The sequence below is a fragment of the Streptosporangium sp. NPDC020072 genome (assembly GCF_040631445.1).
Classification (GTDB): domain Bacteria; phylum Actinomycetota; class Actinomycetes; order Streptosporangiales; family Streptosporangiaceae; genus Streptosporangium.
In genome coordinates this window covers 524216-548472 of record NZ_JBEYAB010000003.1, presented here as the reverse complement: position 1 = coordinate 548472, position 24257 = coordinate 524216, and the positions used below count along the sequence as shown (strand labels likewise).

Below are 24257 nucleotides of genomic sequence, written 5' to 3'. Positions count from 1 at the left end.
GCGAGGAAGATCGTCTATGCTGGCGCGGAAATGTCATAAAACTGACATTCTTCCGTGATCGGGGAGCGAAGCACTATGACAGCCGTCATCGCCGTGCTGCATGCCGAGGACGTGGCACTTGAGTTCCTGTCCGTCCTGAGACAGCACGCGGAGGACGACATCGGGGTCGTCATCGGGCGCCCCGGCACCCGGGTGACCCTCCCCGGTGGCCTGTCGCTGCGGGAACGCCTGGAACTGCTCGCGCCGTTCGTCGAGCCGGGGGGCAACACCGCGGCCCTGCCGGGACCCGAGGAGGTCGCGGGCCTGCTGGGTGAGGCGACGGGGGAGGTCTGGACCCACTCCCCGGCCGACCACCGCATCCGCAGGGCCAGGTTCGGCTGGATCGTCTCCAGGGCGCTGGCGGGCCGGGCCGTGACGTACTCGGTGGGGGACAACCTGTTCCTGCAGACGGTTCCCGGCCAGGTGGCGGGGCTCACCGGAGCCGAGGCCGCCGCGAAGATCGACTTCATCAACCGGCACGCGGGGGAGCTGCTGCGCAGCCGTGTGCCCGACCGGCTCGTCACCACCGACCGGGTGCCGGTGGTCGAACGCTTCTTCACCGTCGACACCGAGCGGGCGAACCGGCTCTACGCCCTCATCTCCAGCCTGGGGGAGGACGCGGCCGTCGCCGACGACCCGTGGGAGTTCGGGCGCTCGCCGTACGAGGCGGACCGGCTGGACGCCACGGCGGCCTGGATCGGCCGGTGGTGCTCTCCGGACGACGGGCCGCTGGTCGAGGTGGGGGCCTGTCAGGGTGAGCTGACCCGCAGGCTGGTCGGCAAGGGGTACGCCGTCCAGGCGACCGAGCCGAACGCCTCCTTCCTGGCCAGGCTGGGGGAACGGGACCTGGGGGCCGAGCTCTCCGCGGAGAGCCTGGAGGAGCTGGCCGCCGGGCGCTCCCGGCCCGCGGCGGCCTACCTGCTGATCGAGATGCTCTACTACGACCAGGACCTGACGCTGCTGGACGCCCTGCCGACCGACCGGATCCTGCTGGCGCTGGAGACCGAACGGCTCAACGACGTGGTCTGGCCCTGGCTCAGGGAACAGTCGGTCTGGCGGGTGGCCGAACGGGTCGAACTGGCCCCGCCGACCCTTGAGTTCGTCTGCGACGACCTGGCCTACCTGCGTAAGCGGGGCAGCCGGGGACTCGTGCTGACCAGGAACGGACAGGTGTGATGAGCTGGCGGACGATCGTGGTCTCCCCGCACTTCGACGACGCGGCCATGTCGGTCGCGGGGGTCCTCGCCAGGAGCGAGGGGCCCTCGGTGATCGTCACGGTGCTCGGCGGCGCCGCGGCGGAGCGGGAGTCGTCCTGGGACCGGCTGTGCGGGTTCGCCTCCGCGGAGGAGACGGCCCGTGAACGGCTGGCGGAGGACGCCAGGGCGTGTGAGGTCCTCGGCGCCGAGCAGGTGGCGCTCGACTATCCCGACGTGCCCGCACAGGCGCTGAGACTGGACGGGCTGGCGGACTTCCTGACCGCCGGCGTCACACCGGACACCCGGGTGCTGGTCCCGATGGGCATCGGCAACGCCGACCACGAGACCGTCCGTGACCGGGCGCTCGACGCGCTGAGCGGGCTCGGGGCGGGGGAGGTCCTGGCCTACGCGGACCTGCCTTACGCCTCGGCGGCCCGCGAGTGGGGCACCCCGGAGGCCGCGCGGGCCCTGGCGGAGCGGCAGCCGGTGCTGACGCTGGCCGGGCGGCACCGGCTGCGTCCCGAGCCGCCGGTACGGCTCGACGAGCGGGAGTGGGCGCTCAAACGGCGCGCCGTTCTGTCCTACGCCTCGCAGATCGCACCCCTGGCCTGCGAGTACGGGGAGTTCGTCGCGATGCCGGGGCCGCTGCAGCACGAACTTCTGTGGGCCCTCGAAAGCGAGTCCGCCGCGAGTCCGGCGTGATGTTCGCGGTGAACTCACGCTGGACTCGCGGCGGGCTCACCGGGTCCCGTACGGCCCGCGCGCTCAGGCCGGGGTCAGGTCCGTCACGGCGGTCCTGCCCGTGAGCAGCTCGGCCACGGCCTGCCCCGAGGCGGTCGTCGCGCCGTGGGTGGTGATGTGAGTGCCCCCCGGTGTCAGCGGGCCGGGCAGGCCCATCTCGACCACGATCGCGTCGGGCCGTCCGGCCAGCAGGGTGTCGAGGCCGGCCGAGACCCAGGTGTGACGGTGCGCGTCGCGTACCACGACCACCAGGGGGCGTCCCTCGGCGGGCACCGGGAGCGGGTCCTCGGGGCCGAGCCGTACGCCGTCGGTGCCGGGGAGCAGCGCGGCCAGCGGCGCGGCCACGCCCCACGGGGTGACCCGGTCGATGGCGATGTTGGTCTCGGAGACGAACTCGACCACCTGCGGGGCCGTGACGAGAGGGAGCCCCTCACCGCGGACCCGCAGGGCACGCCTGGCCGCGGCGAGGCCGGAGGGGTCGGCTTCGGTGCCTCCGGTGACCCAGGTCGCCCGGCGCTGTTCGGCCGACCACGCGGCCAGGCGGCGCACCCGCTCCGCGGCCTCGGCCAGGCGCTCCTCGGGAAGCGTGCCGTCGATCACCGCGGCCATGATGGCGTTGCGCATGAAACCGACGACGCCCGCGCCCTTGCGTTCGCCGCCGACACAGATGGCGTCGGCACCCGCGGCCAGGGCGCGCACCGCGGCGCCGGTCACGCCGTAGCGCTCGGCGACCGAGGGCATCTCGACGGCGTCGGTCACGATCAGGCCGTCGAAGCCGAGTTCCTCCCGCAGGAGCCCGACCAGCAGCCGGTGGCTCAGCGTCGCCGGGAGTTCGGCGTCGTAGGCGGGCACCAGCAGGTGACCGGTCATCACGGCCCGCACTCCCGCCTCGATGGCGGTCCGGTACGGCGGAAGCGTGGTCGCGGCGAGTTCCTCGACCGAGTAGGAGACCGTTGGCAGGTCGTTGTGGGAGTCGACGGCGGTCGCGCCGTGCCCGGGGAAGTGCTTGGCACAGGCGGCGACCCCGGCGGCCTGCAGGCCGGTGACCCACGCCGCGGCGTGCCTGGCGACCAGCCACGGGTCGGAGCCGAAGGCGCGGGTGCCGACGACGGGGTTGTCCAGGTCGGAGTTGACGTCGATCACGGGGGCGTAGTTGAGGGTGACACCCGCCCGCGCCAGGTCGGCGCCGATCTCGCGGGCCACCCGCTCGGTCAGCTCGGGGTCGTCCACCGCGCCGAGGGCGAGGTTGCCGGGACGGGAGCTGCCGGTGAGGGCCTCAAGCCGGGTGACGTCCCCGCCCTCCTCGTCGGTGGCGATCACCACGTCCGGGTTCTCCGCGCGCAGGGCGGCCGTCAGGGCTCTGATCTGGGGGCCGTCCACGAGGTTCCTGGAGTAGAGCGCGACCCCGCCGAGCCCGTCGGCGAGCCGTCTGCGCAGCCAGTCGGGCACCTCGGTCCCCACGAAGCCCGGCTGCAGCACGGTGTCCGCAAGCCTGGCCAGCTCGGGACTCGCGCCACTCAGGCCCCCGCGAACGCTCATAACGCCTCCGTTTTTTCAACATCGTCTTTTGCTTGTTTCAGACGTACCACATGTGTAGCATTCGGATTGCGTTAATAGACAGGAAACTTTACTAATTAAAGGTTTCCTGGCGGTCCCATGCCCGTGTCGCCCGCCCGAAGACAAGTCACCCATGAGGGAGACGGACCGGATGCCGCACACCCGGCTAATCGCGCCGGTCCCTCCGCACCGTCGCCTCCCACCGCCGTCATGTCCTCGGGCCGCGTCCCAGGACGAGCCACGGAACGTGCCCGTCCTCGCGGGATCCGGGCCACAAGAGCCGGTCAAAACCGAACCAGATGAGGAGTCCCCGTGACCGACCTGTTCTCCCCGGCCAAGGAAACCGATCCCTTAGGCCTGGAGGACCCGGTGACCGCCCAGATACGCGAGATCTGGCAGGAGGTGCTCCGTGTCGACGACATCGGTCCCGACGAGGACCTCTACGATCTCGGCGGCCACTCGCTGACCATCACCCAGATCATCGCCAGGACCCGTCGCAGACTCGGCGTCGAGGTCTCCCTGGACGTCTTCTTCGACAATCCCACCGTCGCCGGCATGGCCGAGGAGGTCACCCGGCTGCGGGGAGAGCAGGCGTGAACGCGCTTCCCTCCGCACGAGAGCTCTTCCCCGCGCCGGGGCTGTCTCCCGCGCAGGAACGCATGTGGTTCCTCGACCGGCTCTCCCCCGGCGACGGGGCCAACAACATGGTCGTCTGCGAGAGGCTGACCGGGCCGCTCGACACCGGGGCCCTGGAACGGGCGCTGAGTGAGATCGTCGCCAGGCACGAGGCGCTGCGCACCGTCTTCCCCGACCGGGAGGGCGTCCCGGAGGCGAGGGTGCTCGACCCGGAACCCGTGGTCGTCGAACATCTCACCCCGGTGGGCGAGCCGTCCCCGGAGACCCTCGCCGAACTCAGCAACCGGCCCTTCGACCTGGCCTCGGGGCCGCTGCTGCGCGCGGCCCTGGCCCGGGTCGGCCCCGAGGAGCACATCCTCCACCTGGTCGTGCACCACATCGCCGGGGACGCCTGGTCGATCGAGCAGATCCTCTATCCCGAACTGGCCGCTCTCTACTCGGCCTTCGCCTCGGGACGGCCGTCACCGCTGGCACCGCCACGGCGAGGCTACTCCGACCACGTGCGGGAGCGGCGCGAACGCCCGGCCGACGTCACGAGCCCGGCGAGGGAGCTCGACGGCGTCCCGGCGCTCGAACTGCCGACCGACAGGCCCCGCCCCGCCGTACGGACGACCGAGGGGGACCTGGTGATCCACCGGGTCCCGATCGGGCTGTGGCGGCGCGTCACCGAGCTGGCCAGGACCGAGCGGTGCACCCCGTTCATGGTGCTGCTGGCCGCATACCAGGTCCTGCTGTCCCGCTACAGCGGTCAGGAGGACTTCTGCGTCGGCACCCCCGTCGCCGGGCGCGACCGGGAGGAGGACGAGGAGGTCTTCGGGCTCTTCGTCAACACCCTGGCCCTGCGCGCCGACCTCGGGGGCGACCCGGCCTTCCGCGACCTCCTCAAACGCGTACGGCGCCGCGCCTTCACCATGTACGGCCACGCCGCGGTGCCGTTCGAGCGGCTGGTCGCCGAGCTGCGGCTGGGTGGGGACCCGGCCAGGACCCCGCTGGTCCAGACGTTGCTGACACTCGGCAACCCCGAGGCAGGCTCCCTCGAACTCGACGGGCTGCGCGTCGAGCCGGTGCTGTCCGGGCTGGTCTCGGCCAAGTTCGACCTGTCGCTGAACGTGGTCGTCTACCCCGAGCACCTGCAGCTCATGTTCGACTACAGCACGGCCCTGTACGACCGGGCGAGCGTCGAACGGATGGCCGTGCACCTGGAGACGCTGCTCGGCTCCGTCACCGCGACCCCGGGCAGCCGGTTGTCCGAGCTGGAGATCCTGCCGGAGGCCGAACGCGCGGCCCTGCTCGGCGAGCCTCCCGAGGAACTGGCCTGGGAGGAGGGCGCCCTCCTGCTGGACCACCTGGTCGCCAGGCAGGCCGCCCGCACCCCGGAGGCGCCCGCCGTCGTCACCGCGGAGGTGACGCTCACCTACGGCGACCTCGACCGGGCCGCCGACGCCGTCGCCGCCGGGTTGCGTCCCCTGCTGGATTCGGGGCCGGTCGAACCGAGGGTCGGGCTCGCCCTGACCGCGAGCCCCGAGGCGATCGTCGCGCTGCTCGGCGTCCTCAAGGCGGGGGCCGCGTACGTGCCGCTGGACCCGGCCCAGCCCGTGGAACGGCTGACCGCGCTGCTGCGGGACGCGGGAGTGGCCGCGGTGATCGCGGACGAGGCCGGGTTCGCCGGGTTCACCGGGGGGCCGGTCGTCACCCGCGCCGACCTCGCCGCCTGGACCTCCCGGATCGCGCCGGCCAGAGAGCCGGCCAGAGAGCCGGTCAGGGGCAGGTCCGTGCCCAGGCACCCGGACCAGGCCGCCTACGTGATCTACACCTCCGGTTCGACCGGGAGCCCCAAGGGGGTGGTCGTCGGGCACCGGACCCTGTCCCATCTGGCCAGGTCCTTCCGCGACCTGCACGGATTCGGGCCGGGGGAACGGGTGCTCATGGTCCCGCCGCTCAGCTTCGACGCCTCGGCCGGGGACGTCTTCCCCGCGCTGATCAGCGGCGCCGCCCTGGTGCTGCACCCCGACCCCGCCTCGCTGACCGGGCCCGGCCTCGCCGAACTGTGCGACGACCTCTCGGTCACCATGGTCGACACCGCCTGCGCCCTGTGGCAGCAGTGGGTCGAGGAGCTGGACCGGGCGGGCCTGCGGCTGCGCGGGCCGCTCACCACGATGATGGTCGGCGGCGAGAGCGTCCCGGTCGCACGGCTGCGGACCTGGGCGGGGCTGACCGGGGGGCGGGTCGCCTTCCACAACCACTACGGGCCGACCGAGGCGACCGTCTGCGCCACCTCCTACCGCACGACGGACGGCGCCGAGGTGAACGCCCCTCACCTGCCGATCGGCACGGCGCTGGCGCACACCCGCGTCTACGTGCTCGACCGGCACGGCAACCCGGCCCCGACGGGTGTGCCCGGCGAGGTGCACATCGGCGGGGAGTGCCTGGCCCACGGCTACCTCGGCCGCCCCGGCCTGACCGCCGAGCGTTTCCTGCCCGACCCGTTCTCACCCCGGGCGGGGGCCAGGATGTACGCCACCGGGGACCTGGCCAGATGGCTGCCCGGCGGCGACCTGGAGTTCCTCGGCAGGACCGACCGGCAGGTCAAGGTCAACGGCGTCAGGATCGAGCCCGGTGAGGTCGAGGCCGCCTGCCTGGCCCACCCAGGGGTCCGCGAGGCCGTCGTCGTCGCGAGAGAGGGGCGGCTGGTCGCCTACCTCGTCGGGGAACCGGTCGGCCTGGCGCGGCTGCGGGCCTTCCTGGCCTCCAGGCTGCCCGGCTCCATGCTGCCCGGGGCCGTCGTCATGCTGCCCGCGCTGCCTCTCACCCCGCACGGCAAGATCGACCACCGGGCGCTTCCGGAACCGGACACGCGCTCCGCGCCGCCGTACGAGGCGCCGAGGGAGGGCACGGAACGGGAGCTCGCCGCGATCTGGGCGGGGCTGCTCGGCGGAGAGCCGGGACGCGGGGACAACTTCTTCGACCTGGGCGGCACCTCGCTGCTCGTGCCCCGGGTCGTCTCCGGGATCTCGGCCAGGCTCGGGGTCACGGTGCCGATGAGCGAGGTGTTCACCGCCTCCGACCTGGCCGACCTGGCCGGAATCGTGGACGGCGGGCCCGCCGAGCCCGTGGACCTGCGGGGGGAGGCGGTTCTGCCGCCGGATGTCGTCCCCGGCGGGCCGGTCGTCACGGGGCCGCCCCGGCGGGTGCTGCTCACCGGCGCGACCGGCTTCCTCGGCGCCCACCTGCTGGCCGAACTGCTGCGCCGTACCGAGGCGACCGTGCACTGCCTGGTCAGGGGGAGCGAGCCGGAGGAACGGCTGCGCGCGGGCCTGGAACGCTACGGGCTGTGGGAGGAGGACCTGGCCGGGCGGATCGTCGCCGAGCCCGGTGATCTCGGCGTCCCCGGCCTCGGCCTGCCTGGCGGGCGCTTCGCGGAGCTGGCCGGGACGGCCGACCTCATCGTGCACAACGGGGCCGTGGTCAACTTCGCCTGGCCGTACCGGAGACTGCGGGCGGCCAACGTGGACGGCCTCGTCGAGGTGCTGCGCCTGGCCACGAGCGGCGGCAGGACCGTCCCGGTCCACCTGGTCTCGACCCTCGGCGTCCACCTGACCCCCGGCGAGCGCACGGTCAGGGAGAAGGACCCGCTGCCCGACCCGGAGCCGCTCACCCTCGGCTACGACCGGAGCAAGTGGGTCGCCGACCGGATCGCCGGGCTGGCGCGCCACGCCGGGCTGCCGGTCTCCGTCCACCGGCCCGCCAGGATCTCCGCCGACAGCGGGACGGGCACGGCCGCGCCGGACGACTTCCTCGGCCGGTTCTTCGAGACCTGCGCGCGCCTCGGCTCGGTGCCCGAAGGGGAACGGCTGGACATGGCGCCGGTCGACCACGTCGCGGCGGCGATCGTCCACCTGGCGCTGAGCGGGGCCGTCGGCGACTTCCACCACCACAACCCCGGCCTGCTGCGCCCCGCCGTGCTGGCGGAGGGACTGGCCGAGCGCGGCTTCCCCGTACGGCTCATGCCGAGCGAGGAGTGGCGCAGGCTCGCCCGTGACCGCGTCGCGGTCGGTGACGACCTGCCCATCGCCCTCTACCCGGCCTTCATCGCCGAGTACGGCGGGCAGGCCGGTCCCTCCTTCGACTGCTCGGCGACCGAGGAGATGCTCGCGCCCGCCGGGCTGGTCTGCCCGCCCGCCGACGCGGCGCTGCTCGGCCGTTACCTGGACCACTACGTGGCCTCAGGAGTGCTCGTAGGGGGCCGCCGTGACTGACGGTGTGGACGCCGGTGTGGACGACGGCGTGCGCAGGTTCGCCGTCATCTGGGCCGCGCAGCTGCTGTCGATCATCGGTTCGAGCCTGACCGGGTTCGTGCTCGGGGTCTGGGTGTACCAGCGCACCGGTTCGGCGACCCAGTTCACGCTGATCATGCTCTGCGCGGTGCTGCCCGAGGTGCTGCTCTCGCAGCTCGCGGGTACGGCGGCCGACCGGCTCGACCGCAGGCGGCTGCTGATGGCGGCGGACGCGGGGGCGGCCGTGGTGACCGTCGCGCTGGCCGTACTGCTGGCCACCGGCTCGCTGCAGGTCTGGCACGTCTACGTGGTCACCGCGGCGGGGGCCGTCTTCGGCACCTTCCACATGGCCGCCTACCACTCGATGATGCCGCTGATCATGCCGAGCAGGCACCTGGGCCGCGCCAACGGCCTGATGCAGGTCGCCGACGCGGTCAACATCGCGGCCCCGCTGTTGGCGGGCACGCTGCTGGTGACGGTGGGCATCACCGGCGTCGTGGTGGCCGACCTGGCGACCTTCCTGGTCACCATGGCCGTCATGTTCGCCGTACGGCTGCCGCCCGAGGTGACCCGGCCCGGCGCGGTCACCGCCCCGGAGCCGCTCCGCGGTGACCTGGCCTTCGGCTGGCGTCACCTGCGGGCCAGGCCGGGGCTGCTCCTGCTGGTCGCGTTGCTGGCCGCGCACAACCTGCTCTTCGGCGCCGCGGGAGTGCTGGTCCAGCCGCTCATCCTGTCGTTCGGCTCCCCGGCCGTGCTGGGCGCGCTGATGTTCGCCGGAGGCGCGGGAGTCTTCGCCGGGGGACTGGTGCTGAGCGCCTGGGGAGGGCCCCGGCGCAGGGTGCGGGGAGTCGTGCTGTTCACGGCGCTCGGCGGGGTGCTGCTGGCCCTGCACAGCCTCGCACCCTCGCCGTGGCTGATCGCGGTCGTGGCGCCCGCCTTCCTGTTCACGCTGCCGTTCGTGCAGGGCACGGCGATGACCGTGGTGCAGGCCAAGACGGAACCCGCCGCGCTCGGCCGGGTGCTCAGCACCGTGCGGACCCTCACCCAGACGGCGACGGTGCTCGCCTACCTGGCCGCGGGCCCCCTCGCCGACCGCGTCCTGGAACCCGCGATGGCTCCCGGAGGGGCGCTGGCGGGAGTCCTCGGCGGCGTGATCGGCACCGGCCCCGGCCGGGGGGTGGCGGCCGTCTTCCTCATCTCCGGCCTGGGCCTGCTGGTCCTGGCCCCGCTGCTCTACCTTCAGCCCCGCCTGCGCGGGGTCGAGGCCGAGCTTCCGGACGCGCGTCCGGAGCCCGACCCCACGCGGGCCGCCCAGACCGTGTGATCCGACAGGCGTCGTGTGCTCAGCGAGGAGCCACGCGCGGAGAAGTCATGCGCGGAGAAGAGCAAGGAAGCCACGTGAACCGTGCAAATCATGCAAATCATGTAAGTCGCGCAAGGAGATAGCGATGCCGCTCTACCTCGACCCCGAGGAACTCCGCTACCAGGCACCGGGACCACACCTCGACCTGATCGGGGCGATGGCCTTCCGCGCCGCCGGGGCCGCCCAGCGATTAGGGATCTTCGAGGCGCTCACGGCCGGGCCGTCGTCCGCCGCCGAACTGGCGGCCAGGACGGGGACGGACCCCGGCACACTGCCCGTCCTGCTGGACGGTCTCGTCGGCTTCGGCTACCTCGACAGGGGGGCGCGGGGAACCTACGCCAACAGCCCGATGACGGCGAACTCCCTCGACCGGCGCGACCCGTGGAGCTACGCCCCGGCGCTGGCCTTCTGGCACGACCTGCTGGACGAGCTGTGGGACGGCCTTGAGGAGACCGTCAGGACCGGCAGGCCACAGGCCGACTTCTACACCTGGCTTGAGGGCCGCCCGCGCACGTTGCGCGACTTCCAGACCATGCTGGACGGGATGGCCGCGGGCATGGCCCCCCTCATCGCCGAGACCGCGCCCGACCCGGGGGAGCGGCTGCTCGACGTCGGCGGCGGCCACGCCCGCCACAGCGTCGCCCTCTGCCAGGTCCACCCGCGCCTGACCGCGACGGTCGTGGACCTGCCCGGCGCGATCGAGGGCGGCAGGACCCGGGTCGAGGAGGCGGGACTCGGCGACCGTGTCACCCTCGTCCCCGGCGACGTGACCACGGCCGACCTCGGCACCGGCTACGACACCGCGCTGCTGTTCAACGTCTGCCACGGCTTCGACGCGGCGGCCAACCGCGCGCTGCTCGGCAGGGTCGCCGCCGCGCTGCGGCCCGGCGGCACGCTGCTCGTCCTGGAGACCTTCGCCGACCTGCCGGAGGGGACCTCCCCGGTCGCCGAGGCCTTCCTGCGCTCCTTCAGCCTCAACCTCGCCGTCACCCAGGGCGGCCGCCTCCACTCCTTCGCGGACGTGGCCGGATGGCTGGCCGAGGCGGGGTTCGAACACCTGGAACGTCGCGGCCTCGACGGCCCCGACGAACTGCTCGTCGCCCGTCTGGCCGGCACCGTACGGACGACAGGGGAGGGACGATGAAACGCCGGATCCTCATCATCGGAGCGGGGCCCGCGGGCACGCTCCTGGCCTGCTACCTCGTACGGCGGGGCTTCCAGGTCGACGTCTACGAACGGCGTCCCGACCCCCGGCTCCTCGACGAGGACGAGAGCAGGTCGATCAACCTCGGCCTGTCGGCCAGGGGCATCAAGGCGCTCGACGACATCGGCCTGATGGAGAGGCTGCGGCCGCTCATCGTGCCGATGCGCGGCAGGGCCATCCACCTGCCCGGCGGCGCGCTCCCCTTCCAGCCGTACGGCGCGCACGAGGGCGAGATCCTCCACTCGGTGCTGCGCCGCGACCTCATCACCACCCTGGTCGACCACGCCGAGGCCCAGCCGGGGGTGCGCTTCCACTTCGGGCACCGGCTGGTCGACCTCGACCGCGAGGCGGCGGCCGTACGGCTCGTCGGGCCCGAGGGGGAGGAGGTCGGCGCGGCCGCGGACGCGGTGATCGGCGCCGACGGCGCGTTCTCCCGGGTGCGGGCCCGGATGCAGCACGGGCTGCGGGCCGACCTCCACCTGGAGTTCCTGGAATGGGGCTACAAGGAGCTGACCATCCCCGCGGCCGACGACGGCTCGGCCAGGACCAGGCTTGAGGCGCTGCACGTCTGGCCGGGGGAGGACGCCCTCATCGTCGCCCACCCCAACCGCGACAACTCGCTGACCGGGACCCTCTTCCTGCCCTTCGAGCGGTTCGGCGAGATCACCGACCCCGAGACGTTCCTGGCCGCGCGCTTCCCGGACACCCGGGAGCTCATGCCGTACCTCGCCAAGGAGTACGCCGAGCATCCGGTCGGGCACCTGGTCTCGGTCCGCACCTCGCACTGGCACCACAGGGACAAGGTGGCGCTGATCGGCGACGCCTGCCACGCGGTCTACCCCTTCTACGGCCAGGGCATGAACTCGGCGCTTGAGGACTGCACGGTCCTGGACCGGTGTCTCGGCGACCATCCGGACGACCTGGGCGCGGCCTTCGCCGCCTACCAGCGGTTGCGCAAACCGCACACCGACGTGCTGGACGAGCTGTCGAAGCAGAACTTCGTCGAGCTGCGCGACCGGCTCCGCTCCCCGCTCCACCTGGCCCGCAAGAAGGCCGACCTGCTGCTGGCCAGGCTGCTGCCCGGCAGGTGGGTGCCGCTGTACACGATGGTCTCGCACACCACGATCCCCTACGCCGACGCGCTGGCCCGCGCCAGGCGCCAGGACGCGTCGCTGAAGGCCGGGAGTGCCGCGCTCGGGGCGGTGCTGGCGGCCACGCTCGCGTTCGCCGTGCGACGGGGGAGGGGCGGACGGCGATGCTGACCGATCCGGCAGACCCCACGCGCGCGCTCATCGAGCTCTCCGACCTGGACGGCGAGCACGAACTGGTCCGCGGGTACGGCGTGCCGCTCAAGGAGACCGTCGTGTGGGCCAGGGAGTACCTGTGCCGGCCCCACCCCGACCTGGGCAGGAAGGGACCCGTCTGCCCCTACGCCCAGACCTCGCTCGACCGGGGGGTCTTCTACCTGGCGGTGCAGCCGGGGACGCCGGACGGCGACGCGGTGGCCGAGGCTTTGGACGGCTACCGCGACTGGTTCCGCGCGCTGGTCTCCCCGCCGGGGACCTCCCCGCAGTACCGCACGATCCTGGTGCTCTTCCCCGACCTGCCGGAGGCGGAGGCGGCGCGGACGATCGACGCCGCGCAGCGGCTGCTCAAGCCGCGCTACGTCAGGGAGGGGCTGATGGTCGGGGAGTTCTACCCGGGGCCGCCGCCGAAGGCGGGGCTGTGGAACCCGGACTTCCTGCCGTTGGGCAGCCCGGTCCCGATGCTGGTGATCAGGCACATGGTGGCGACGGACTTCGCGTTCCTGCGTGAGGACCGGGAACAGCTCGCGGCCTATCTGGAGCGCTTCGGCGACCGGCCGCCCGCGGCGCTGCGCGCGGAGGTGGAGGAGGCGGCCAGGCTGCACGGGTTCACCGTCAGGGTGCCGTAACGCGGAGTTCGTGACGCTTCGGGACGAGGGGTCCGTCCCGAAGCGTGACGTACCGGGGGGCGGGCGCAGACCCGGGTGAGGGGGCCGCGAGGCTCAGATGCTGAGCAGCTCGGCGGCGGCCTGGGCGTTGGCGCGGGCGGCGCCGTACGTGGCGAGGTAGGTAGCCCCCTTGGGACGCCAGATCGGCAGCCCCATCTCAACGACCGTCGTGTCGGGACGGGCGGCCAGCACCGCGGAGACAACCGACTGGCTGATCTCGTAGCGGTGGGCGTCCTTGACCACGACGACCAGGGAACGGCCGCTGGCACGCTCCAGGATGTTCGGCACGTCCGCCTCCTCCGGCTTGACCCGGACGACCTCGGCCTGCGGCATCAGCGGGGCGAAACCCCACGGCACGTCGCCGACGGCGATGGTCGGGGGGGTCTCCATCTCGACCACCAGCGGGTCGACCAGCGGGGAGGTGGAGCCGGTGAGGGTCACGGCGCGGCGGGCGGCGGTGAGGCCGATCATGCTCTCCTCGGCGCGCTCCGGCTGGGACGAGCCGAACCAGGAACGCAGCTTGGCCACACGCGCGGCGGAGGCCTCCAGCCGCTCGGCGGGCAGCCGTCCGTCGAGCACGGCGGCGACGATCTCGTCGACGATCGCGCGGACGTCCTGCTGGGTGGGCAGCGGGCCGAGGCAGAGCAGGTCCGCCCCCGCGGCGAGGGAGAGCACCGCGCCGCCGGCCAGGCCGACGCTCTCGGTGATGGCGTGCATGTCGAGGGCGTCGGTGACGATCACGCCGTCGTAACCGAGCTCACCGCGCAGCAGACCGCCCAGGGCGGCGGCCGACAGGGTGGCGGGCTCGGTGCCGGTCACCGAGGGCACCCGGACGTGCGCGGTCATGATGGACATGGTCCCGGCCTCGATCGCGGCGCGGAAGGGCACGAGCTCGCGCTCGCGCAGCAACTCGGCCGAGGCGTCGACGAGCGGGATCTCCAGGTGGGAGTCCTGCCTGGTCGCGCCGTGGCCGGGGAAGTGCTTGACGCAGGCGGCCACGCGGGCCGACTGCAGGCCGTGCACGGCCGCGACGGTGTGCCGGGAGACCAGGGCGGTGTCCGACCCGAAGGACCGGGTGCCGATGACGGGGTTGTCGTCGGCGGTGTTGACGTCGGCGGACGGGGCCATGTCCAGGTTGATACCGCAGCGGGCGAGGTCGTCGCCGATGGAGCGGTAGACACGCCGGGTCAGTTCGACGTCGTCGACGGCGCCGAGGGCGGCGTTGCCCGGGTAGGGGCTGCCCACGTGGTAGGCGAGCCGGGTGACGTCGCCCCCCTCCTCGTCGAGTGAGATGACGGGGTCACCGGCATCGCGCAGGCGGGAGGTGAGCGCCGAGAGCTGGGCGGGGTCGGCGACGTTGAAGCCGAACAGGGTGACCCCGCCGAGACCGTTCTCCAGGTCGTGGAGAACCCAGTCGGGGGCGGTGGTGCCCTGGAACGCGACGAGCAGCGTTCCGGCTGCGAGACGTCGCAGTACCTGATCGCTGGGAGCCGCGATGAGCTCAGACATGGCGGTAGATGCTCCTTACCTGAGGTGAGTAGGGGACAAACGAGGACAGGGCTGGTACGGCCAGCTCCTTGTGGGGGCGTGGCCGTACCAGCACCGCGGGGTTAGCCCTTGACAGCGCCGGCGACGAGGCCGGAGACCATTCGCCGTTGCACCAGGAGAAAGAAGATGATCACCGGGATCGTCATCAGGGTCGAGGCGGCCATGATTCCGCCCCAGTCGACCGATCGCTGGCTGACGAAGTAGCGCAGTGCCACGGGCATGGTGTAACTGCCCTGATCGCTGATGAGGGTCAGCGCGAACACGAACTCGTTCCACGCGGTGATGAACGTGAAGATGCTCGTGGCCACGAGACCGGGGGCCACCAGGGGGAAGAGCACCTTCCAGAAGGTCGTGAAGCGGCTCGCGCCGTCGATCCAGGCGGCCTCCTCAAGAGACCTGGGCACCGCGGCGACGAAGGTGCGCAGCATCCAGATGCCGAACGGCAGCGTCAGCGCGACGTTCACCACGATGAGGCCGATCAGCTGGTCGTAGAGACCGGCTCGCCTGACCATCAGGAACAGCGGGATGAGCAGGGCCTCGGCCGGGACCATCTGCACGATGAGCAGCAGGATCAGGAACGAGGTGCGCCCGCGGAACCTGAAGCGGGCCACGGCGGTCGCCGACAGCAGGGAGAAGACGGCGCCGATGAGGACGGTGCCGATCGCGACGATGGCGCTGTTGAGCATGTAGCGCCAGATCGAGTGGCCGGCGACGCCCTCGCTGAAGACCCTCTCGACGTGCTCGATGGTCGGGTCCGTCGGGAAGGGGATGAACCGCGTCGTGAAGATCTCCTCGTTGCTCTTGAACGCGGTGGAGATCATCCAGTAGACGGGGAACACCGCGAACAGGAACACCAGGACGGCCGCGGTGTTGAGGCCGATCTTGCCGAGCAGCTTCCTGGTCTTGGGAGTCATCGCACGTCCTCCGTCTTCACGATCTGGCGGACGTAGAAGAAGGTGATGATGAGCAGGATCAGCGTCAGCACCACCGCGATCGCCGCGCCCAGGCCCATCTTGGGCGGGGAGCTGAACGCCTGGGTGAAGGCGTACAGCGACAGGTTGAAGGCGTCACGGTTGGAGGTTCCGCCCGCCAGCACGAACAACTGGGTGAAGACCTTGAAGTCCCAGATGACCGACAGCACGGTCAGCACGGAGAAGACCGGCTTGAGCAGCGGGAAGGTGATCTTCCAGAAGATGCGCCAGGCGGAGGCCCCGTCGACCTTGGCCGCCTCGTACAGTTCGGCGGCGATGCTGCGCAGGCCCGCGAGCACCGAGACGGCGATGAAGGGGAAGCCGGCCCAGACCACGACCAGGATGAGCACCAGGTAGATGGTCACCGGGTCGTTGAGCCACGGCTCACCCGTCCAGTCGGCCCTGCCGAACAGGAGGTTGGACAGCCAGTCGGGCAGCGCGTTGAGCGCCCAGTTGATGACGCCGGACTCGGCGTCGAAGAGCCAGCGCCAGATGATGGCACTGGCGATCGCCGGGGTCGCCCAGGCGGCCATGATGCCGATGACCAGGAAGGTCGACATCTTCCTGCCGAGCTTGTTCAGCAGCAGGCCGACCAGGGTGCCCAGTCCCAGCGTGCAGGCGACCGTGACGACGGCGAACACGACGGTGTTGCGGAGCGAGGTCCAGAACAGCTCCGACTCGAACAGCTTCAGATAGTTGTCGAACCCGACGGACTTGGCGGGCACACCCCGGATCTGCCGCAGTCCCACGTCCTGGAAGGACATGACGACCATCTGGTACAGCGGGTAGAGCAGCAGTCCGGCGATGACCACCAGACCGGGGATGAGCAGCGCGTAAGGGACCACCCCTTCGGGCAGTCCTCTGGAGCCGCGCGGGGGCTTCGTGCCTCTGCGCCCCCGCGCCGGGACGGGGGAGGAGCCCCCGTCCCGGGCGATGGTTGAGGTGTTGGCCATGATTACTGGTTCAGGATCTCTTCGAGTTCCTTGTTGGCGTCGGCCAGGGCGGTGTCAATGTTCTTCTTGCCCTCGATGACCGAACGGGCCGCGTTCTGCAGAACGGCCTTGGTGTCGTTGGCCTCGGCCCAGTTGGTGTCGTTCGGGAAGCCCTTGGCGACCTTGAAGGTCTCCGCGAACGGCGCCTGCAGCGGGTCGGAGGCGAACTCGGCCAGCGCCTCCGGGTACAGCGGCAGCAGGCCGCCTTCCTTGGCGTAGCGGGTGCCGAACTCCTTGCCCGCGGCGACCTTCAGGTACTCGGCGGCGAGCTCCTGGTTCTTGGTGTCCTTCCAGATGGCGATGTCGTTGCCACCCTGGAAGGCGGGCGCCGGGCCGCTGCCGTCCTTGGCCGGCAGGGAGAAGAACGCCATCTGGTCGTCGCCGACCTTGTTCTTGCTCTGCTCCTTGATGGTGGTGATGTCCCAGCCACCGGTCACGAACATGCCGACCTTGTTGTTGGCGAAGCGGGTGCGGATGTCGATCGAGTTCTGGCTCAGGGCCGACTTACGCGACGCGCCGTGCTTGACGACCAGGTCGGTGTAGTACTGGAAGCCCTCCTTGAAGCCGGGCTCGGTCAGCTTGCCGACCCACTTGCCGCCCTCGAAGGCGGCGAAGTCGCCGCCCGCGGACCACACGAACGGCGAGAGCGACATGTTGGCGTCGGAGCCGCCGTTGAAGGCGAAGCCGTCGACGTCCTTGCCCTTCTTCTCCACGATCTTCTTGGCGGCGGCGACGAGGTCGTCCCAGTTCTTGGGAACCTCGATGCCCAGCTCCTTGAACCAGTCCTTGCGGTAGAGGACGGCCCGGGTGCCACCACCCCACGGCGCGGCGTAGATCTTGCCGTCGACCGTCTCGTAGCCCCACAGGTTCTGCGGGATCTGCTGGAAGTCGGGGTTGCTCTTGGCGAGGTCGGTGATGTCGGCCAGCGCGTCCTGCGCGACCCACGCCGCCACCTGGTCGTTGCCGAACTCGGTGACGTCGGGGCCCTCACCGCCGGCGAGAGCGGCGGTCCACTTGGCCTGGGCGTCCGGCCACGGCACCCACTGGAGGTTGACGTCGGCGCCGGTGACCTCCTTGAACTTGGCGTTCATGTCGGCCATGAGCTTGTTCTGCACTTCGTCCGGAGCGCCCAGGCGCCAGACGGTCAGGGTCTGACCGGCGAACTTGGGGCCGGAGGAGGCGGCGGAGGGCGCCTCGGACGCGCCATTGGCGTCCGGGGTGGAGGGCTCGCTACTGCTGCCGCACGCGGCAAGGCCCAGGGCGAGGGCGGCGGTGGTTGCCGTCGTGGTGGCGATTCTCGCGAACTTCACTTGAGTTCTCCCTTTCCGGCTTTCGACGGGGTAGGCGCTCAGCTGCTTTTTGGCTTGGGTCCCCGCGACCCTCTTACTCACGATCAGTGATCGGAGTTGTCGTAACCCGCGGCTCGGTCGCTCTTGCCTGCGGGCTGACTAGGGCTAAACTAACAAGAAACTTTCTTAAAAGAAACGATCGTTAGCGGATCGTGACGGGGGGAAGCCGATCTTGTCCAGACGTCCGGGAACCCCTCGGCTGCTGCGTCAGCTCAATGACCGCGCAGCCCTGGAGCTCCTGCTGTCCAGTGGGCCTCTCACCCGGGCTGAGCTGGGAGAACTCACCGGTCTCTCCAAGGTGACCGCCGGTCAGTTGCTCGCCAGACTGGAGGAGCGCAGGCTCGTCGCCATGGTCGGGGAGCAGGCGGGCGGGCGGGGGCCGAACGCGGCGCTCTACGGCGTCGTTCCCTCTTGCGCGTACGTCGCGGGACTCGACGTGCTGCCCGACCGGATCAGCGCGGGAGTGGCCGACATAACCGGCGAGACGGTCGCCGAGGTCTGCGTCGACCCCAGCGGTCATAACGATCCGGTACGCCTGGTGCGCGGCGCCGTGCAGAAGGCGTGCGAGTCGGCGGGCATCGGCATGGACCGGCTGCGCGCCTTCGTGATCGGGACCAGGGGCGTCGTCGACCCCCGCACCGGCGACGTCCGCTTCTCCTTCGACCTGCCCTCCTGGCACGAGGGCGTGCTCGCCCAGCTGCGCCGGGACCTCAACGTCTCGGTGACCATAGAGAACGACGTGAACCTGGCGGCGCTCGCCGAGCGCTTCTGCGGCGCGGCCCTGGACGTCGAGGACTTCGTGCTCGTCTGGGCGGGCGTCGGCCAGGGACTCGGGGTCATGCTCGGTGGGCGCCTGCACCGCGGCTTCACCGGCGGCGCGGGTGAGATCGGCTGGCTGCCCGTGCCCGGGGAGCCGCTGCCGACCGAGGTGACCGAACCCCAGTCGGGCTCGTTCCAGCGACTGGTCGGCGGCGACGCCCTGGCCAGCCTGGCGGACGCGCACGGCATCCGGGGGGATTCGCTGGCCGACCACGTCAGCCAGGCCGTCACGAACGACTCCGGAGGCTTCCTGGACGAGCTGGCCGGGCGTCTGGCGGTCGGCGTCGCCGCGGTGGCCGTGGTGCTCGACCCCGGGCTGATCGTGCTCAGCGGCGACATCGGCAGGGCGGGCGGGAAGGTGCTCGCGGCCAGGGTCGAGGAGGCGGTGGCCAGGGTCTGCCCGAGCCAGCCCAGGGTCGTCGTCTCGGAGGTCATGGGCAACTCCGTGTTACGCGGGGCCCTGGTCTCGGCCCTGAACCAGGCCCGGGAGCAGGTCTTCTCCGAGACGGTGTGACAATTGCGGCTATGCACGACATCGTTCTGATCTCCGATCCCCGGGTGGCCGCGATTCCGGTCGAGGAGTCCGGGGAGCGGCTGGTCGACGTCCGGGGGCGGCTGCGGGTCGACGGGCGGATGGCCGACCGTGACGGGGCCTTCGCCCACCTCAGGCAGGGGCTGGTGGCCAGGCTTGAGGAGGCGCAGCGGCACCTCCCCGAGGGGTACCGGCTGCTGATCGTCGAGGGATACCGGCCGCCGTCGACGCAGCAGCAGATCTTCGACGAGTACTCGGCGGAACTCCGGGCGACATTTCCGGAAATGTCGCCCGAGGAGATCGTTTCGGCGGCCAGCCGCTACGTCTCACCGGTCGAGGTCGCCCCGCACACCGCGGGCGCGGCCGTCGACCTGACCCTGTGCACCGAGGACGGCGTCGAGGTCGACATGGGCAGCCCGCTCAACGCCACCCCCGAGCAGAGCGAGGGCGCCTGCTACACCGCCGCCCCCGGCATCTCCCCGCAGGCGCGCCGCAACCGCGAGCTCATGGGAGCCGCCCTCGACGCGGCGGGCCTGGTCAACTACCCCACCGAGTGGTGGCACTGGTCCTACGGCGACCGCTACTGGGCCATGACCACCGGAGCCCCCTCCGCCCTCTACGGTCCCCGCGCCCTCTGAGAGCCGGGGACAATCGACCCCATGCGGTTCGGCATCCTCGGCCCTCTGGACGTGCGCTCACCGGCCGGTGAGGCGATCGCCGTACCCGGGCCGAGACCGCGCGCCCTGCTCGTGATGCTCCTGCTGGAACCGGGCCGGGTGGTGACCGTCGAGCGCCTGATCGACGGCCAGTACGGCGACGCCCCTCCCTCGGGCGCCGCCAACGCGGTGCAGGCCCAGGTGTCCAGGCTCCGCCGGGTCCTGCCCGCCGAACTGGTCGAGTTCCACGGGACCGGCTACCGGCTGGCGGCCGACCCCGAGGACGTCGACGTCCACCGCTTCGAACGGCTCGCCCGCCAGGGGCGGCTGCTGCTGACCTCCGGCCGCCACGCCGCCGCCGCGGACGTCCTGCGTGAGGCGCTCGGCCTGTGGCGGGGGCCCGCCCTGCAGGACCTGCCCTTCGGCGGGGCGCAGGTGGCGCGTCTTGAGGAGCTGAGGCTGACCGCGGCCGAGGATCTCGCCGAGGCCGAACTCACGCTCCCCGAGGCCGACCCGGTGGCCGAACTGCGGCGGCTGACGGCCGCCAACCCGCTGCGGGAACGCCCCAGGGGCCAGCTGATGCGCGCGCTGAGCGCCGCGGGACGCCAGGCGGAGGCGCTTGAGGTCTTCGAGGAGACACGGAGACTGCTGGCCGGGGAACTCGGCGCCGACCCCTCACCCGAACTGGCCGCGATCCACCTGGCCGTCCTGCGCGCCGAACGCCCGGCCCCGCCCAGGGGAAACGGCCTGCCCGTGCAGCTGACCGGCTTCGTCGGGCGGGAGAAGGAGCTGGAACGGCTCGCCTCGCTACGCGGGCACCGGCTGGTCACGATCGTCGGCCCCGGCGGCACGGGCAAGACCCGGCTGGCGGTCGAGGCGGCCGGGCGCACCCGGGACGTCCGGGGCACCCAGGGTGAGGTGTGCTTCGTCGACCTGTCCCCGCTCGCCGACCCGGCCCCGCAGGGCGGCCGGGCACCGGCCGTCACAACGACCGTCACGGCCCCCCAGGTGGCCCAGACGGTGCTCGGCGCCCTCGGGCTGCGTGAGACGGGCCTGCACTCGCTCCACGTCCCCGACCCGGTGGCGCACCTGGCCTCGGCCCTGGCCGGGCGGGAGCTGCTGCTGATCCTCGACAACTGCGAGCACGTGGTCGAGGCCGCCGCGACCCTGGTCCGCGAACTGCTCGGCGCCTGCCCCGGGCTGTCGATCCTGGCCACCGGCCGCGAACCCCTGGGCATCACCGGCGAGACGCTCGTGCCGCTGGCGCCGCTTGCCGTCCCGCCCCCTGACGCCACCCCCGCGCAGGCCGCGGCCTACCCCGTCGTCCGGCTGTTCGCCGACCGGGCGGCGGCCGTACGGCCCGGGTTCGAGACGGACGAGGGCAACGTGGCGGCGGTCGCCGGGATCTGCGCGGCGCTGGACGGGCTGCCGCTCGCGGTCGAACTGGCGGCGGCGAGGCTGCGCTCCTTCACCGTCGAGGAGATCGCCGTCCGGCTGGCCGAGCACGGCCGCTTCCGGCTGCTGTCCAGGGGCGACCGTACGGCCGCCGCCCGGCACCGGACCCTGCGCGCGGTCGTCGAGTGGAGCTGGGACCTGCTCACCCCCGGCGAGCGGGTGCTGGCCAGGCGGCTGGCCGTCTTCTCCGCGGGCGCCTGCCTGGAGGCGGTCGAGGCGGTCTGCGACGTCGAGGGCGCCGCGGGCCTGCTGGCAGACCTGGTGGACAGGTCGCTGGTCGAGGCCGACGGCGACCGCTACCGGATGCTCGACACGATCCGGCTGTTCTGCGCGGAACGGCTGGCCGAGGCCGGGGAGCGGGAGCGGATGGACCGCGCCCACGCCCGTCACTTCCTGGCCCTGGCCCGGCGCGCGGACCCGCACCTGCGCGGGGCCGAGCAGCTGACGTGGCTGGCCAGGCTGTCGGCCGACCACGGCAACCTGACGGCCGCGCTGCGCAGGTCCGTGGCCGCGGCGAAGACGGGCGACGAGGACGGCAGACGGACGGCGCTGCGGCTGGTCACCGCGCTCGCGGCCTACTGGTGGCTGAGCGGGCGGCGCGGCCAGGTCGGGGAGATCGCCGCCGAACTCCTCGAAACGGCCCCCGAGCCCGCGGAGGGGTTCGAGGAGGAGTACGTCATGTGCGTGGTGCACGCCGTACCCCGGGCGCTGCCCGAGCACTGGCGGCGGGCGGAGGCGACCGTGGCCGGGCTTGAGCGGCTGCGCCACCCCTTCACCGTCGCGCTGTGGGGCATGGCCGCAGGGCCCCCGCCCAAGGCCGACCTGCGCACGCTGGCGGGGTCCGACCCCTGGCTGCGGGCCCTGGAGAGGCTTAGCGTTTCGTTGCTCGCGATGCTGTGGGGCGACCCGGTCTCGGCGGAACGGGGACTTCAGGAGACGCTGACCCACTTCGACGCCATCGGGGAGCGGTGGGGGACGGCCCAGGCGCTGGACGGGCTGGCCCTGATCGCGGCCGGGCGCGGCGAGTGGGCGCGCGCCCATGACATGTGGGCCCGGGCCCTGGAGCTGTTCGAACGGCTCGGCGCCGCCGAGGAGACCGCCGACGTGCTGACGCGCAGGGCCGAAGGACTGGTGCGCCAGGGCGAGACCGCCGCGGCCGTCGCCGACTACCGGCGCGCCGGGGAACTGGCCCGCACCACCGGCAGGCCGGGCGCGGCGGCCACGGTCCACCTGGGGCTGGCGGAGATCGCCAGGCACGACGGCGACCTCGCCGAGGCGGCACGCCTGCTCGGTCTCGCCCTCGACGCCTCACAGGACGGCGACTTCGGCATCGAGGGGACACAGGCCCGCGTGCTGGTCGCGCTCGGCAGGCTGGCCGAGGCCGGGGGAGACCGGGAACAGGCCCGTCTCATGCACCGCCGGGCGCTCGCCGTGGTCCACGGGTCCCCGATGGCCGCCGACCTCGCCGACGTCGCCGAAGGGCTGGCGGGGGCCGTGCTGCTCGACGGGGCGGGACGGGAGGCGGCGGCGCTGCTCGGCACGGCGGTCGCGCTGCGCGGCATGGCCGTCGCCGGAGACCGCGACGTCGCCAGGATCTCCGGAGCCGCCCGCGACCTCATCGGCGCCGAGGCCTTCGCCGAGGCGTTCGCCCAAGGCGCCGCCATGAGCCAGGAGGAGGCCCGGCAGGAGGTGCTGACAGCGCCCGGCGCGTGGGACGGGTGACTGTCAACGCGGTGTCGGCGGGCTGTCAGCGCCCGCGCCGAAGCTCCTCACATGAAGAACACCACGGTCCTCATCTCCGGCGCGAGCGTCGCCGGGCCCGCCCTCGCCCTCTGGCTCGGCCGCATGGGCTGCACCGTCACCGTCGTGGAGAAGGCGCCCGCCCTCCGGCTCGGCGGCCAGGCCGTCGACTTCAAGGGGGCGACCCACCTCACCGTGCTCGAACGCATGGGCGTCCTCGACGAGGTACGGCGGCGCCAGACGGGCGGAACCGACCAGGAGGTCGTCGACGCGGACGGCAGGCGCCTGGCGGTCATACCCGGGGCGTTCACCGGCGGCGACATCGAGATCCGCCGCGGCGACCTGGCCGCCCTGCTGTACGAGCGGACCAGGCGGAGCTGCGAGTACGTCTTCGGCGACTCCATCACCTCGCTGACCGAGACGACGGGCGGCGTGCACGTCACCTTCGAGCGCGGCGCGCCGCGCACCTTCGACCTGGTCGTCGGCGCCGACGGCATCCACTCCAACGTGCGGCGCCTGGCCTTCGGCCCCGAGTCCGGCTACGTGAACTTCACCGGCCACTACTACGCGCTGGCCGACCTGGGCCTCGACCACCCGCCCGCGATGTACAACGAGCCGGGCAGGATGGCCGCGCTCGGCGGCCCCAAGGCTCCCGCGTTCTTCGTCTTCGCCTCCGGGCGGCTCGACTACGACCGCTACGACGCCGAACAGCAGAAGCGCCTGCTGATCGACGCCTACCGGGGCATGGGCTGGAAGGTCCCGGAGCTGATGGCCAGGCTGCGCGACGCAGAGGAGGTCTACCTCGACTCGATCAGCAAGGTGAGGATGGACCACTACGCGAAGGGGCGGGTCGTGCTGCTCGGCGACGCCGCCTACGGCAACACCCTGGGCGGCTTCGGCAGCGGCCTGGCGATCGTCGGCGCCCACGTGCTGGCCGGGGAACTGGCCGAGGCGGACGGCGACCACGTGACCGCGTTCGCGAGGTATGAGGAGATCATGCACCGCTACGCCACGGTGACCGGGCAGAGCAGCGCGGGCCCCTTCCTCGCCCCGCCCTCGCCGCTGCGCATCACCATGCGCAACTGGATGTTCAAGCGGAGCCTCCTGCTCCGGGTGATGCTGAAGGCGACCGACAGGTTCGCCAGGTCCGTCGAGCTCAAGGACTACCCGGCTCTCGCCCCTGTCGGAGGTTCCACCAGGTGACAGGGGCGGG

Annotated in this window: 17 protein-coding genes; 12 read left to right on the top strand and 5 right to left on the bottom strand. The window is 72.2% G+C overall.

All coding sequences use genetic code 11. The annotated features are described in order from the left end of the window. The first annotated feature begins 75 nt into the window (after positions 1–75). Positions 76–1215, top strand: coding sequence for a hypothetical protein (locus tag ABZ470_RS08870; protein ID WP_362910919.1), 1140 nt, complete (start codon positions 76–78; stop codon positions 1213–1215). Further along, on the top strand, positions 1215–1937 hold the full coding sequence (locus ABZ470_RS08865; protein WP_352008488.1) for a PIG-L family deacetylase: 723 nt from the start codon (positions 1215–1217) through the stop codon (positions 1935–1937). Before ABZ470_RS08870 ends, ABZ470_RS08865 begins: the two co-directional genes overlap by 1 nt. Before the next feature lie 63 nt (positions 1938–2000). On the opposite strand, the gene ABZ470_RS08860 is transcribed toward ABZ470_RS08865, so the two are convergent. Further along, the gene (locus ABZ470_RS08860) at positions 2001–3515 is read right to left on the bottom strand and encodes a glycoside hydrolase family 3 N-terminal domain-containing protein (protein ID WP_362910917.1); all 1515 of its coding nucleotides are present in this window, start codon (positions 3513–3515) and stop codon (positions 2001–2003) included. 330 nt (positions 3516–3845) lie between these two features. Between ABZ470_RS08860 and ABZ470_RS08855 the strand changes: the two genes are divergently transcribed. The 6 genes from ABZ470_RS08855 (at position 3846) to ABZ470_RS08830 (ending at position 12943) form a co-directional block, all read left to right on the top strand. Next, positions 3846–4130: a phosphopantetheine-binding protein gene (locus ABZ470_RS08855; protein ID WP_362774405.1), complete on the top strand. Its 285-nt coding sequence runs from the start codon at positions 3846–3848 to the stop codon at positions 4128–4130. Further along, a complete protein-coding gene (locus tag ABZ470_RS08850; protein WP_362910915.1) occupies positions 4127–8425 on the top strand; it encodes an amino acid adenylation domain-containing protein in 4299 nt (1432 codons plus the stop codon). Before ABZ470_RS08855 ends, ABZ470_RS08850 begins: the two co-directional genes overlap by 4 nt. Continuing rightward, positions 8418–9767, top strand: coding sequence for an MFS transporter (locus ABZ470_RS08845; RefSeq protein ID WP_362910913.1), 1350 nt, complete (start codon positions 8418–8420; stop codon positions 9765–9767). Before ABZ470_RS08850 ends, ABZ470_RS08845 begins: the two co-directional genes overlap by 8 nt. Positions 9768–9891: 124 nt before the next feature. Then, entirely contained in the window at positions 9892–10950 is a 1059-nt protein-coding gene (locus ABZ470_RS08840; protein ID WP_362910911.1) for a methyltransferase, read from the top strand. After that, positions 10947–12272, top strand: a complete 1326-nt coding sequence (locus ABZ470_RS08835) for an NAD(P)/FAD-dependent oxidoreductase (RefSeq protein ID WP_362774417.1) — start codon at positions 10947–10949, stop codon at positions 12270–12272. The genes ABZ470_RS08840 and ABZ470_RS08835 overlap by 4 nt, the downstream gene beginning before the upstream one ends. After that, on the top strand, positions 12266–12943 hold the full coding sequence (locus ABZ470_RS08830; protein ID WP_362774420.1) for a DUF6875 domain-containing protein: 678 nt from the start codon (positions 12266–12268) through the stop codon (positions 12941–12943). Before ABZ470_RS08835 ends, ABZ470_RS08830 begins: the two co-directional genes overlap by 7 nt. Before the next feature lie 93 nt (positions 12944–13036). Here the strand turns inward: ABZ470_RS08830 and ABZ470_RS08825 are convergent, their stop codons facing one another. The 4 genes from ABZ470_RS08825 to ABZ470_RS08810 form a co-directional block, all read right to left on the bottom strand. Beyond that, a complete protein-coding gene (locus ABZ470_RS08825; protein ID WP_352008496.1) occupies positions 13037–14491 on the bottom strand; it encodes a glycoside hydrolase family 3 N-terminal domain-containing protein in 1455 nt (484 codons plus the stop codon). A 101-nt stretch (positions 14492–14592) separates the two neighbouring features. After that, positions 14593–15444: a carbohydrate ABC transporter permease gene (locus ABZ470_RS08820; RefSeq protein ID WP_352008497.1), complete on the bottom strand. Its 852-nt coding sequence runs from the start codon at positions 15442–15444 to the stop codon at positions 14593–14595. Then, positions 15441–16454 (bottom strand): sugar ABC transporter permease, encoded by a 1014-nt coding sequence (locus ABZ470_RS08815; RefSeq protein WP_352008498.1) that lies wholly within the window; start codon positions 16452–16454, stop codon positions 15441–15443. Before ABZ470_RS08815 ends, ABZ470_RS08820 begins: the two co-directional genes overlap by 4 nt. A gap of 2 nt (positions 16455–16456) precedes the next feature. After that, positions 16457–17803, bottom strand: coding sequence for an extracellular solute-binding protein (locus ABZ470_RS08810; protein WP_362910909.1), 1347 nt, complete (start codon positions 17801–17803; stop codon positions 16457–16459). 211 nt (positions 17804–18014) lie between these two features. On the opposite strand from ABZ470_RS08810, the gene ABZ470_RS08805 reads away from it, so the two are divergent. The 4 genes from ABZ470_RS08805 to ABZ470_RS08790 are packed head-to-tail and all read left to right on the top strand — an operon-like array spanning position 18015 to position 24247. Beyond that, positions 18015–19175: an ROK family transcriptional regulator gene (locus ABZ470_RS08805; RefSeq protein WP_362910907.1), complete on the top strand. Its 1161-nt coding sequence runs from the start codon at positions 18015–18017 to the stop codon at positions 19173–19175. Positions 19176–19186: 11 nt separating this feature from the next. Beyond that, on the top strand, positions 19187–19831 hold the full coding sequence (locus ABZ470_RS08800; RefSeq protein WP_352008501.1) for a M15 family metallopeptidase: 645 nt from the start codon (positions 19187–19189) through the stop codon (positions 19829–19831). Positions 19832–19852: 21 nt separating this feature from the next. Next, positions 19853–23026: a BTAD domain-containing putative transcriptional regulator gene (locus tag ABZ470_RS08795; RefSeq protein ID WP_362910905.1), complete on the top strand. Its 3174-nt coding sequence runs from the start codon at positions 19853–19855 to the stop codon at positions 23024–23026. A 51-nt stretch (positions 23027–23077) separates the two neighbouring features. Further along, on the top strand, positions 23078–24247 hold the full coding sequence (locus ABZ470_RS08790) for an FAD-dependent monooxygenase (RefSeq protein ID WP_362910903.1): 1170 nt from the start codon (positions 23078–23080) through the stop codon (positions 24245–24247). The last annotated feature ends 10 nt before the right edge of the window (positions 24248–24257 follow it).